The 13,278-nt window shown below is 62.7% G+C and carries 5 protein-coding genes; 1 reads left to right on the forward strand and 4 read right to left on the reverse strand.

The features are described 5' to 3' along the window. The first annotated feature begins 222 nt into the window (after nt 1-222). Nucleotides 223-540 (forward strand): lipid A-modifier LpxR family protein, encoded by a 318-nt coding sequence (locus NNJEOMEG_RS06690; RefSeq protein WP_235956870.1) that lies wholly within the window; start codon nt 223-225, stop codon nt 538-540. Between the two features lie 186 nt (nt 541-726). Here NNJEOMEG_RS06690 and NNJEOMEG_RS06695 read toward each other — a convergent pair whose 3' ends face one another. From NNJEOMEG_RS06695 to NNJEOMEG_RS06710, 4 genes are all read right to left on the reverse strand, one after another. Then, nucleotides 727-9,351 (reverse strand): glycoside hydrolase family 94 protein, encoded by an 8,625-nt coding sequence (locus NNJEOMEG_RS06695; protein ID WP_217270491.1) that lies wholly within the window; start codon nt 9,349-9,351, stop codon nt 727-729. A 254-nt stretch (nt 9,352-9,605) separates the two neighbouring features. After that, nucleotides 9,606-10,664 carry an OmpA family protein gene (locus NNJEOMEG_RS06700; protein WP_173082617.1) on the reverse strand — a complete coding sequence of 353 codons (1,059 nt, stop codon included), beginning with the start codon at nt 10,662-10,664 and terminating at the stop codon, nt 9,606-9,608. A 68-nt stretch (nt 10,665-10,732) separates the two neighbouring features. Further along, complete coding sequence (locus NNJEOMEG_RS06705; protein WP_173082620.1) at nt 10,733-11,818, reverse strand: sigma-54-dependent transcriptional regulator; 1,086 nt, start codon at nt 11,816-11,818, stop codon at nt 10,733-10,735. A 145-nt stretch (nt 11,819-11,963) separates the two neighbouring features. Then, nucleotides 11,964-13,199, reverse strand: coding sequence for a PAS domain-containing sensor histidine kinase (locus NNJEOMEG_RS06710; protein WP_173082622.1), 1,236 nt, complete (start codon nt 13,197-13,199; stop codon nt 11,964-11,966). Nucleotides 13,200-13,278: the final 79 nt, after the last annotated feature.

Here is a 13,278-nt window from a genome sequence, read left to right on the forward strand (position 1 = left end):
TTGTCTTGGTTGCAGAGGAGCAATGCCGCGCAATCATGCCCATCGCAGTCGTCTGTGAGGGGTAATAGCCGAAAACGACCTTTTGCAACGGGCTGTTAAACCTCTGAATCTTACTGCGCAACTGACCATTCGACCAGCTTGTGTCCATCTTGGCTTCAATAAACAAAAGTCGGACACGTCCGCTTCGGGTACCGGCTGCCCTGGGATTTCGGGACCTCGCTCATACAGCCCGGCGGCGGCGTGAGCGCGCCCGCAAGCCCGTCCGATCCGCGCCTGCGACAGGGCATCGACTTCGGCGTGCATGTTTTCGTTGGCGCCGAGGGCAAGGCGGTGGCCAGGAACATATTCCTGGACGGCAACACCTGGCAGAGCAGCCCGAGCGTGACGAAAAAGCCTTTCGTGGCCGATCTCATGGCGGGGGTGGGGCTGGTGCTGGGCCGGGCCAAGCTGACCTACACACACGTGTACAGGACGCAGGAGTTCGAGAAACAGCCCGGGCCGCAAATGCTCGGATCTGTGAGCCTGGCCGTTACGTTCTAGTCTGACGCTTCTAGGCTCGGCAGGAACTTCAGTACCAGATTAGACTGTTTTGAGGCGGACTGGCTCGCGTGGCTGTGCGGACGGCCCCGAAAGCCCCGCTCAAGACCAGGGTGCGCGCGCGGGCCGCTCCCTGCCAAATGATGGCCGCAGCGGCACACTGGAGTGTTGCTGCGGCCGTCATTCACTTCAGGCCATCTCCACTTCGACGTGGTGGTCCTGATGGTCGTCGACAAGGGGAATCCGACCGGACATCTGCTCCATGCGTGCAGGCCCGGAATCCTCTGTCACTGCGCCGTCAACAGTGACGCGAATCACGCGGGCCGCTTTTCCGCCCACACGCCGTACCGTGATATGGTAGAATGTCTCACGGAAACGGTAGTGCATTTTGTACGAATCCCAATGGTCCGGCATGCACGGCGCTATGCGCAGGGTGTCCACTTCCAGATGCAGCCCGAGCAGCGTCTCCACGCTCAGGCGGTACATCCAGCCCGAGGCCCCGGTGTACCATGTCCAGCCGCCCCGGCTGGTGTGCGGGGCAGCGCCGTAAATATCCGCGCACATGACGTACGGCTCAACCTTATAGCGCTCGATGTCCTCCGCAGTGCTGCCGTGATTGACGGGGCTCAGCATGTCGAACAGCTCCCAGGCCCGCTTCTTGTCGCCCATCATGGCGAAGGCGGTGGTCGCCCAGATGGCGGCGTGGGTGTACTGGCCGCCGTTCTCGCGCACGCCAGGCACGTAACCCTTGATGTAGCCGGGTTCGATGTCGGATTTGTCGAAGGGCGGCGCGAGCAACTGAATGAGTTTCGCGTCGTGCCGCACCAGTCGTTCATCCACTGCGTCCATGGCTTGGCGGGCGCGCTGGGGATCGCCTCCACCTGAAATGACCGCCCAGCTCTGGCTGATCGAATCTATCTGGCACTCTTCGTTCTCAGCAGAGCCCAGTGGCGTGCCGTCGTCGAAGTAGGCCCGGCGGTACCAGTTTCCATCCCAGGCGTTTGCCTCGATGTTGGTGCGCAGGAGGGATGCATGCCTGCTGAATGTTTCGGCAAATATCTCGTCGCCCCTGTCGCGGGCCAGTCCTGTGAACAGTTGAAGATTCTCGTAGAGGAACCAGGCCAGCCAGACACTCTCGCCCTTGCCCTCGTGACCAACGAGGTTCATGCCGTCGTTCCAGTCGCCGCAGCCCATCAGGGGCAGATGGTGGTCGCCGAAGCGCAATCCGTGCCGAAGCGCCCGCACGCAGTGTTCATAGAGGCTTGCCGCCTCTGTCGAGCGTTGCGGTTGGTCGAAGTAGGCTTCTTCCTTGGGGTCGAGCTCGCGGCCTTCCAGGAAGTGCACCTGTTCGTCGAGCACCCCCGTGTCGCCGGTGGCCAGCACGTAGCGGCAGGTTACGTAGGCGAGCCACAGATAGTCGTCGGAGAAATGCGTCCGAACGCCCTGGCCGCCTGGCGGGTGCCACCAGTGCTGCACGTCTCCCTGGAGGAACTGGCGCTCCGCGCATCGGATCAGCTGCTCCCGGGCGAGCCACGGCGTGGCGTGGACAAGCGCCATGGTGTCCTGCAACTGGTCCCGGAAGCCGTAGGCCCCGCCGGACTGGTAGTAGCCGCTGCGTCCCCAGAGCCTGCACGAGAGCGTCTGGTAGACCAGCCAGCCGTTGGCCATCACGTTCAGCGCCGCATCTGGCGTCTCCACGTGCACCGCCCCCAGCGTACGGTTCCAGTGGCTCCAGACGTCCTCCAGGGCCTGGCGCGCGCCGGCAGGTCCGGAGAAGCGCTGGATGAAGTGCTGGGCCTCGTCCGTGTGGCGCGCCGCTCCGAAGATGAACACGATCTCGCGCTCCTGGCCTTCGGCCAACTCGATGCGGGCCTGAATGGCGGCGCAGGGGTCGAGGCTTGCGCCGGTCTTTCCCGACAGCCGCCTGCGGTTCATGGCCGCCGGGTTGTTCAGCGACCCGTTGCGGCCTATGAATTCGGTCCTGCTTCCGGTCATGGAGCGCGAGAGCTCGCTGACATGGGCGAAGACGACCCGGTGGGCGCATTCACGGCCATAGGCGTTGCGGGCGAACATGGCCCCGCTGTGCGGGTCTGTTTCGGTGACCACGTGCATCATGTTGGCGTGTCGCCATTCGCCGAGGACCAGTTCCCAGTATCCGGTCAGCGACAACCGGCGAGAACGCTTGGAGTGGTTGCGCACCTTGACCACCACGAACTTCACCGGAGCGTCCATGGCCACGTATGTATGCATCTCAGAGGAGATGCCGGATTCGTAATGTTCGAAGACGCTGTAGCCGAACCCGTGCCTGCACACGTAGCCGGACCGGCCACGGGCTGGCAGGGGGCTTGGCGACCAGAACGCGCCGGTAGTTTCGTCGCGGATGTAGAACGCTTCAGCGCTCGTGTCGGAGAGCGGATCGTTGTGCCAGGTGGTCAGGCGGAACTCGTGGGCGTTTTCCACCCAGGTGTATGCGCTCCCGCTTTCGCTGACCACCGTGCCGATGTGCGGGCTGGCGATGACGTTGGCCCATGGAGCGGGCGTCGTCTGGCCGGGCTCCATGGTGATGACGTACTCGCGTCCGTCCGGCGTGAAGCCGCCCAGGCCGTTGCAGAAGATGCGCTCGCGCGCGTGCAGCGGGTGGACGGGGTCGAGGGGCCGTCGGAGCGTGGGATCAAGCCTCTTCGGCACCCGATCTGCCAGGACGCGGCGTTCCACCTGTTCGGACAGGGATTCCGTGGAATCTGTCAGCACGACGCGGGCCACGGTCTGGAACAGGACGCGGTCCTCTTCCGAGAGCTCCTCCGCCCGGCGCACGAAGACCCCGCCCGGTTTGTCGACAACCTGCGCCTCCGGTCCCGCATTGATGAACCCCATGATCTGGTCCTGCAGAACAGCGCGGTAACTTGTGAAATCCTCGTTCAGGATGATCAGGTCCGAACTCAGGCCTTTCATTCGCCAATAGGCGTGGGCTTGAAGCACTTCCTTGACCAGCCCGATGCGGTTCAGGTCGCTTATGCGCAGAAGGACGATGGGCAGGTCGCCGGAGATGGCGAAGCGCCACAACCCGGCTTGGCCGAGCTGGTTTCGCGCGATGACGCTCGGGGCGGCGCGGCGTGTGGCGCTGCCGTATATGACGGAAGTCGCCAGGCGGCCAAAGATCTGCGCGTCGGCCTCGGTCGCGCCCAGGTGACGCAGCACCTCCTGACTCTGAAACCAGGCCATTTCAAACGCGCGCTCCACGAAGTGCCGGTCGGCATACTTTTCGAGCACCGTCAGGGCCGCGTCGCGCGTGTCGGCCACGCCGGAAATGATCTGCACGCTGGCCGATTCGTCGGGAGCCAGGGTGATGATGCGCCGGATCGCCACGATAGGATCAAGCACGGACCCGCCGGTGTTGGAGAGCATTACCGGTGAGCCGTCATCCAGCGCCGCCGGATTGGCGGCGCTGCGGCCCCGCCCGATGAACCTGGCGCGGTCGGTCTCGAAGGACGGCTCCCCTGCGGTCGCGCCGGGCGCCGCCAACAGGTGGAACATGAGCGGCAGGTGCTCTCCCGGCGTGCGGGGACGCCGGGTGCAGAGGATCGCCTGGCGGTCGGGCAGGATCTCGGTCTGTACGAACAGGTTGCTGAAGGCGCGATGGGACAGGTCCGCATTGAGCGGAGCCAGCACGACCTCGGCGTAGCTGGTCACCTCGATGCTGCGGGTGCGCGAGGACATGTTCGTGAGCGTGACGCGGCGGATTTCCACATCATCTTCCGGCGAAACGCTGATCTCGGTGTGCGTTTCGATGGCCTGGTCGCGCCTGCGGTATTCGGCCCGCCCCTGCACGAAGGTCGCCTCGTAGTGATCGGCCTTGCGCAGCGTCGGCTGATGCGCGGTGGACCAGTAGCGGCCCGTGTCGATATCGCGAAGGTAGATGAAAGCGCCCCAGCAATCTGAGGTGGCGTCCTCGCGCCAGCGGGTGACGGCCAGATCGTGCCAGCGGCTGTAGCCTCCGCCTGCGCTGGTTGTCATCACGTGGTATCTGCCGTTGGACAGCAGGTGCACTTCGGGCATCGGCGTGTTGGGGTCTGTGAAAACGCGCATGATCGCGTCCGCTTCCGTTGCGGTCGGGCGCGCGGCGGCGCTCACTTCCGCTGCGTGCGGGTGAAGCGTCGCCCCCTTCTTGGGCACGCGCTCCTGCAACAGCAAATCCGTGGCCCGCACCTGGGGGGAGGCCATGAAGCGTCGTTGCATGGGTTGGCCCAGCAGGACATGCTCGAAGGCCAGGAGGCTCATGCCCTGATGGTGCGCCATGAACGCGCGCACCACTGCGTGGCTCTTGCCGCGCAGCACGCGCGACGGCGTGTAGTCCACGGCCTCGTAGAAGCCATACGCGCCCTGGAATTCGCTGGTCGCCAGCGTTTGAAGGTTGCGGCAGGCCTCTCTCGGCAGGACCATGAGGGCCAGTGCGCTGGCGTAGGGTGCGATCACCAGATCGTCACCCAGGCCGCGCTTGAAGCCAAGCCCGGGGACGCCGAAGGCCCGGTACTGATAGACGTGGAGCACGTCCGTGGCGTTGTAGCAGGATTCGGAAATTCCCCAGGGCACGCCGCGCTGGCGGCCATATTCGATCTGGCGGGACACGGCGGCCTTACAGGTCTGCTCCAGCAGGGTGTTCTCGTAACTGGGCATGACGAGCTGCGGCATGAGGTACTCGAACATGGAGCCGCTCCAGGAGATAAGGCTCACGTCGCGGCCATGGCTGGTGAGAAGTCTCCCCAGCGAGAACCAGTGTTTCTGCGGGATCTGCCCCTGCGCGATGAGCAGGAAGCTGGTCAGGCGCGCCTCCGAGGCGAGCAGGTCGTAGCAGGAGGGGTCGCGGCGGCGTTCGCCCACGTCGTAGCCGATGGTCAGCAGGTCGCGCGACGTGTCGTAGAGAAATTCGAAATCCATGGCGGACAGTTCCCGGCAACGCTCCATCAGGTCGTCGATGATCGCCAGGCGCTCCAGCGCGGCTGCACGCTGTGATGCAAGCCCGGCTGGCCGCGTGGGGTCGATCACACCCAGGGCCAGCTCCGCCAGTCCTGGAATGTCGCCCGCCGTCTGCGGATCAGCAATCAGCGTCCTGATGTCGTCCTCAATCGTGTGGGCCTGTTGGACGAACGCGTTCGCCCAGTAGTGCAGTTCGTCATCGAGTGCGGTGGGTGGCAGCGATGAAGCAAGCCCCTCGCCATGGCGGCGAATTTCGGCCAGGGCGATGTAGGCAGCGGCCAGCGTTCGCGGCAGGCCGTCGCGCGTGAGTGCTTGCAGGGTGTCCTGAAGCAGCCTGATCTTCTTCGCGAGCTCGGGGATGCGTGAGGAAGGCGCGTATTCGGACAGCACTTGTACGGTATCCTGAAGTCCGTGGAACGCGCGCGGGGAGAGCACAGGGTGGTCTTTCAGTCCGGCAAGACCCGCTTGCAACGTAAGCAGGCTGCCCGCCAGGTTGCCGCTGTCCACCGAGGAGACATACTGCGGACGAAGCGGCGTCAGCGTGCGGGTGTCGTACCAGTTGTAGAAATGGCCGCGATAGCGCTCCAGCTGCTCCATGGTGGACATGGTGTTGCCCGCCAGCCGCAACAATTCTCCGGCGGGGATATAGCCGAAATCGTAGGCGGCCAGAGCAGACAGCAGGGACATGCCCATGTTCGTGGGCGAGGTGCGCGAGGCGATGACCGCAGAGGGATACTCCTGGAAGTTGTCGGGCGGGAGCCAGTTGTCCTGCGGCCCCACGAACTCGGCGAAGAAACGCCACGTTCTCCTGGCGGACGCCCGCAGGAATGTCCTCTGTTCCTCGTTCAGTTCCTGCGCAGGCGGCAGGAGAGGGGTGCTGATCCACCAGCCCACGGCGGGAGAGAGCAGCCACAGCAGCAGCACCGGCGCGCAGAAGATCAAGCCTGCAGGGTGGATGGTCCATACCGCGAAGCCCAACGCCGATGCCAGAACCGGTCCGGCCCACATCTCAACACAGAACGCAGCCAGGGTCCGGCGCGCGTTGCGCCGGGCATAGCTGGGCATGTGCCACAGCAGCAAACCCCGCCGGGTGAACAGCATGCGCAGACCCGAGCGCAGGATCGCGTCCACGCAGATGAGCGCGTCGTACGGCAGGAAGGCGAGCGTCAGCAGGGCGAGCGTCAAGGGACGACCGGCCGCTCTTCCTGAGAGCGCCGTGTGCACCAGCCAGTTGCGGTCGTCCGGCTTGCGGACGAGTACGATACCGGCCCGCAACAGGTCAGGCAGGAACACCACGCCCGCCACCAGCAGGGTCCAGAACCACGGCGATCCCGGCACGAGCAGCCAGCCGCCCGCCAGCATGGCCAACAGCGACGGCGGCACAAGGCTGCGCCGGATGTTGTCGAAAATTTTCCAGACCGACAAGGCGGTGAGCGGATTGGGCTGCCGTCTTGATTTTGTTCCATCCGGCCCCGGCGGACCCAGCACGCTCGGGAGCAGCCATCCGGTGAGCTGCCAGTCGCCACGAATCCACCTGTGGCGTCGGCTCGTCTCGATGGCGTAACTGGCGGGATGCTCCTCGATGAGGTCCACATCGGTCACCAGGGCGGAGCGGGCATAGCCGCTTTCCAGCAGGTCGTGGCTGAGGATGAGGTTCTCGGGAAAGCGGCCATCAACGGCCTGGCGGAAGGCGTCCACATCATAGATGCCCTTGCCGATGAACGATCCTTCCCCGAAGAGGTCCTGATAGACGTCGGACACTTCGCGCGAATAGGGGTCGATGCCGGACTCGCCCGCGAACAACTTTGTGAACAGCGAATGCCCAGCGCTGGTCAGGCTGATGGAAGCGCGGGGTTGCAGGATGGCGTACCCGTCGACGATGCGCCCCTTCGCGGCGTCGTACACCGGCCTGTTGAGAGGATGGGCGATGTTGCCGATGAGCGTGCGCGCCGTGTCGCGCGGCAGTTGCGTGTCGGTGTCCAGGGTGATGACGTATTTGATCGAGCCAAGCACGCCCAAGTCTCCAACGATCTCGGAAAATGCGGCGACGTCGCCGCCGCGCAGCACGGAGTTGAACTGCTCCAGCTTGCCGCGCTTGCGCTCAAAGCCCATCCAGATCTGTTCGTACGGATTCCAGACCCGTGGCCGGTGGAACAGGTAAAAGACGCAGGGGCGGTCGTCCCGGTAGGTCTCGTTGAGCGCCTGCACTGCCGCGCGGGCGTGCGCCAGCAGCTCTTCATCCCCGGGGAGGGTGCGCTCGGGGGCGTCTCGGTAATCCGACAGCAAGGCGAAGAACAGGTTGCGGTCGCGGTTGCCGAGGTAGCGGATCTCCAGGGCTTCGAGGAGCTCATCGATTTCCTGGGGCGTGCTGAGCAGGGTGGGTACTATCACCATGGTGCGGTGCGCAGATGGGATGCCCTTTGAAAAGTCCATGCGCGGCAATCCGCGCGGGGGCAGGAAGAGCGTGACTAGCAGGTTCACCAGGGAGACGGCCAATGTGGAGACGCCGAACACGCTGGCCACCGCCAGCAGCCAGTATCTCCAGTCAGCCGGGCCGAGTACGGACACGGAGAGGAACAAGGTGGAGGCAGCCAAAGCCATGAGCACCAGGATGGAGCCGAGGTAGACGGCAAGCCGGAGCTGTTGGCCCGTCGCGCGAAGGCGCGATTTCAAGGTGGGCCGGAAGCCGACCGCGCTTTCCAGCACGTGGTGGCCCTTGTCGATCAGGTAGTACCCGACGTGCGCGGTTCGATCCCCGGTTCCAAACGCCTGGGCAGCGGCCTTGGCGAGACCGATCGTTTCGCGCGCCACCTCCGGTTCGCTCCTGGTGCTGCCCTTGGCCACTTCCTCAATCACGTGGCGGTACCGGTCGCGGGTGGAAAAATCCTGGAGGGCGTGCATCCCTGCCGGATCCTCGCGCAGCATCCGCTCGACCACGCTTTGCGCCTCGACGTAATCGCGCCAGTCCATCGCGCCGATGAAGCGCAGGCTGCCGATGCTGTTGGCGATGGCGATCTGGTTGGCCGCAGCCGTCCGTCCGGCGGCTTCCGACAACTGGGTCGCCGTGACTCCCTGTTCTCGCAGCTTCTGCTCGACCCAGGTCTGCACGAAGGCCATGGCGGAGCCCTGGGCCTGAAGCCGGGCATAGAACTCTTCCACGAACGGAGCGGTCAGGGGGACATCTGCATTGGCGAACTTGGCCAGCTGCTGGATAAGCTGTTTCGGTTCCAACTCGGCGGTGGCGAGCATGCGGTCCGCCCAGAGGATGGCCGCGTCGCGCTCTTCACGCCTGCGAGCAATGCGAACGCCGACTCGCCGGATATTTTCCAGCAACGCAAGTTGCAGCATGATGGGGAACGCCCAGAGTTCATCCAGCTTGAGCGGCTCCACGGTCTGATAGGCCGCGATGAACTGGTGGGCGTTGTCGCTATCGACGCGGCCATCCATGTGCGAAATAAGCTCCAGGGCCAGGGCGTAGATGCGCGGGAAGCCAGACGATGCGCCTTCGGCCAGCTGCGGCAGCTGCCTGCTGTATCCGCGTGGGAGATGGCGGCGGGCCATGACGATCTGCTGTTCAATGAGATAGAAGTTGTCCAGCAGCCAGGCTTCCGCAGGGACGAGTCGTTGCCCCTGCGTCGTGGACGCCGTAACAACGTCATAGGCCGCCAGCAGGACGTGGGCGTTGTCCGACAGCCGTGGCAGCAGCTTGTCGGGCCCAGGCTTCTGGGCGATTCGATGCTGGACGGCTAGCATGACGGCGTGGCGCTCCAGTTGCTTTATACTGAACAATTCCGAGCGCAGCAGCTCAGTATCCTGGTCGCCCCGTAGCGCGGTACGCATGCGTGCCGTGAGTGCAAACGCGTTGATTACTATGGCAGTATCCTCGCAATAATGAGCAAAACATAATGTTCTTCAATAAATGACATCCTCTGCCTGTCTCGTGGAAAGTTGTACCTGGCAACAAAGAAAATTGTCACAATGGCATATTGCACCGGGCTCATCGGTTCATGCTTGAAAGTTTCGAGATTCATATCCCCAAAACTCCAGGCAGGGATGGTTGGTCCCTGCCAGGCTGGAATCAGAGTTGTTGCGGGTTATTGAACGGGCTTGAACTTGATCTCCACACGGCGGTTCAGCTTGCGGCCTTCAGCTGTGGCGTTGTCGGCGCGCGGCTGTGCCTCACCGTATCCGATGGCCGTGATGCGGCCCGCATCGACGCCCTTCTTCACGAAGTAGGACTTCACCGAGTTGGCGCGGCGGTTGGACAAGGCCTGGTTGTAGCTGTCCGAGCCGACGGAGTCGGTGTGTCCTTCCAGGACGACGCCCATGTTGGACTTGGACATGCTCATGGCGACGCCTTCGTCGAGAACCGGGATGAATTCCGGCTTGATGTTGTACTTGTCGAAGTCGAAGTAGATGGAGCGGAAGACCACTGTCTCGCTGCCCATGTCGGACTGCTCCTGGTACAGGCCGCATTTCATGAAGGTCAGGCGCGCGGCCTGGTTGCGAAGGAACTCTTCGCCATTCACGAAGCACGAGCACCTGGACAGGGCCGCGATTTGCTTCAGGACGCTCTCACCGTGCTTGCTGTCGGCGAAGCTGACCACCATAAAGCACAGCCTGTCGCCGTATTTGGCCTGAAGGCGCTTGGCTTCGACAACGGCATCGATGCCCAGGTTTTCGTCGCCGTCCGAGAACAGGACGACTGCGGTCCTGCCGGGCAGGTTGCCGAGCACCTTGTCGAGTTCCTGCAGGCCGGGGCCCATGGGGGTGACGCGGCCATAGGTCTCGTAATCGATGCTGATGGGGTCAATGGCGTTGGCCACGGCTGTCCGGCTATACGGGGACATGCCTGCGTACTTCCTGAACGGGGCGAAGGTGTACACGCCGCTTTTGTAGCCCAGGTCCGGGACGAGATTGTTGAACTCCACCATGGCGGACTTGGCCAGGACAATCTTGGACTGTCCGCCAAGATCGACGATGCGCACGCCTTTGTAGAAGAACTTCATCGAGCTGGAGTGGTCCAGGAAGAGGATGAAGTTGTCGACTGACGGCACAAGCTTTGCGGCAGCGGCAGGAATCGCCGAGATCAGCAAGGCAATGGCCAGCAGCGCAGGAATGATGCGCATTTTTATTGTGTTGGTATTGGTCATATAGTCCCCTTGGCTCACGGGTGATGCGTTGTGAGAAGCACTGCTGACGCTGTAGTCGTTGACTAAAACTACACGGTTAAAACACGTTGGCGTTGCACACCCATCCCTTCTCTCCGGTCTGCACGACCTCGACATAGGACCAGCCACCGCCTGTGTCGTTGAACAGGACCCTCAATTCCTGGCCCAATGCGAGCTTCTTCAGTTCGGCACAGTATGTGCCCTGGCAATTGCGCAGGGGGAGGCCGGTAAATCCGGCGGTTACCGTGCTGGAGTTGGACCGCGCCATCGCCGGAACGAAGTACAGGCCCGACCATGGCCTCAAGGTCCCTGTTGCTGGCGCACACGAAGCGGAAATCGCTGTGCACCTCGTGGTGTTCGCCGAGGGGGCGATACCTGTGGGTTTCCAGGACGCGCAGCAGGAGTTTCTGCGTTTCGAGGTCGAGTTCGCTTATCTCATCCAGGAAGAGGGTGCCGCCGTGCGCCTGCTGGATAAGTCCCTGGTTTGCGGACACCGCGCTGGTGAACGACCCCTTCTTGTGCCCGAAGAGTTCGCTTCCGGCGATGGTGGGCTGGAGAGACGCGCAGTCCACGATCACGAACGGTCCGTTCGATACGGAACAGTTCTCGTGCAAAGCCCTGACGAAGAGGTCCTTGCCGACGCCCGTTTCTCCGTAGAACAGCACGCGCACGTTGCTTCGAGCCGCCCTGGACATCTCCTGGATGCATTGCAGCAGTTGGGGGCTCGACCCCACAATCCGGCTGCGCTTTACGGGCAGGGTGTCGCCCTTTTTCTCGCGGAACGCCACGGCTTGGCGGATGGAGAGCTGAAGATCCTTTGGTGAGAACGGCTTCTCGACGTAGTCCCAGGCTCCGTTGCGAATGGCCAGTTCCGCTCCGTTGGGATTGCCCGCGTTGGTGATGATGATCACCAAGGGGTTTGAGGGCAGTTGCGTGAACCGTACAAGATACTCCAGGCCGTTGCCGTCGGGGAGGAAGACGTCCAGAAATACGAGGTCGATGGGGATTGATTCGGCTATCTTGACTCCCCGGGCCAGGGAGGGCTCGGCGTACACCGTGTGTCCTTCCGCGCCAATGATGTCTGAAAGCACCATGCGGGTAATCTCGTCATCGTCAACGATAAGAATCCTGGCCATGCAGCGTCCTTGTCTTAAACCGGGCGGGGATCTGAAATCCCTTGCAGCCATTGAGTCGTCTTGAGGCGAGTGGGCCTCGCCGTGCTTGTCGGGTCATGGATCCTTTCCCGGCGCGCTCTCCGGAGCGGCAGTGCCGTCACACAGCTTATTGGATGCCTGCGGAGCTCGCGCACGAGGGGAGATGGATCGTGAGGACCGTCTCGCCTGATTCCTCCGAAGTGCGCATTGTGAGCGTGCCGCCCTGCGCCTCGATCATCATTTTCGCCGAGTAGGTGCCGAGCCCCGTCCCGTAGGGCTTGCCCGCCGTGCTGTACTTGTCGAAGAACCGATCCCGTATGGACGCGGGAACCACGCCCTGATTGCGTATCTCGATGTGGCGGTCCTTGTCCGATGCCAGGTTCACGGTCACCATGCTCCCCTTGGGAGAAGCCTCCACCGCATTTTTCATAAGGTTGAACAGGGAGGCGCGTAAGAGTTCCTCCTGTCCGAAGCATGCGAATCGCACATTCTCAGGAGGCGGAGCGCCGTTCAGAAGCACCTGCATGGAGGTGTTCCGGTGCTGCTTCATGTTGCGCAGGTTCTGGATAATCTCAAGAATCACAGGGAGGCAATTGAAGGTCTTCGGATTGGCCTTGTACTGTCCTGTTTCGATCCTGTGCATGTCCAGCGAACGGTCCAGTGTGTCCAGCATCTGTAGGCCAGCGTTGTTCAGCAGTAACAGAAGCTGGCGTTGCTGGTCGTTCAACCCGTCACCCTCAAGCAACAGCATGGCGACGTTCACGGCGTTGCACGCGGGCGAGCGCAGGTCGTGCTGGATGATGCCCTCGATGTCCGCCTGGAGCTGTTCGGCATGTTTGCGGGCGGAGATGTCGCTTATGACGGTACGGTACACCGTGGCTTTGCCTTCCTCGGTGGCCGGGACGGCATCTATCTTTGCCCAGAAGTGCGTCGCATCCGCCTTCATCATGCGCAGTTCGCATCCCTGGGGCATGCCGGTGGAGGCGAGCAGCTTGTGGTGCTTGTAGTAGATGTCCTGGTCCTCTTTGTGGATGAACCGGCTGAGGGGCTGGTTGGCGAGCGTTCCCCGCGGCACGCCCAGCATGGTCGCGAAGGTGACGTTGGTTTCAAGGAGCATCCCTTTGCCGCTTAGCGTCACGTATCCGATGGGCGCCAGATCGTAGAGATCGAAATATTTAGCGCGCAGGGTTTCAAGTTCCATCTGCGTCCGCCGAAGTTCCTCGTTCTGCATCTCCAGTTCGATCTGGTGCACGCGCAATTCGTGCATCATCTGGAGCATTTCCTCTGGAGTCATCGCCTCGTCGGTTTTAATTTTGCGTGTGTTAAGCTGCATCTCCGCACGCTTGCGCAGGTTGTCTGTCATCGTACGTCTCCTGGTGCAGCCAATTCATGTTGCACTGTAAAAGTCTACTGCGGGATGCCTTGGTTCCATGAAGGAGGCT

This window comes from Fundidesulfovibrio magnetotacticus (assembly GCF_013019105.1).
GTDB lineage: Bacteria > Desulfobacterota > Desulfovibrionia > Desulfovibrionales > Desulfovibrionaceae > Fundidesulfovibrio > Fundidesulfovibrio magnetotacticus.

What these genes read in the sequence shown, in the direction of transcription:
- NNJEOMEG_RS06695 (WP_217270491.1), bottom strand. Translation starts at nt 9,351, where the DNA reads ATGCGTACCGCGCTACGGGGCGACCAGGATACTGAGCTGCTGCGCTCG.
- NNJEOMEG_RS06700 (WP_173082617.1), bottom strand. Translation starts at nt 10,664, where the DNA reads ATGACCAATACCAACACAATAAAAATGCGCATCATTCCTGCGCTGCTG.
- NNJEOMEG_RS06705 (WP_173082620.1), bottom strand. Translation starts at nt 11,818, where the DNA reads ATGGCCAGGATTCTTATCGTTGACGATGACGAGATTACCCGCATGGTG.
- NNJEOMEG_RS06710 (WP_173082622.1), bottom strand. Translation starts at nt 13,199, where the DNA reads ATGACAGACAACCTGCGCAAGCGTGCGGAGATGCAGCTTAACACACGC.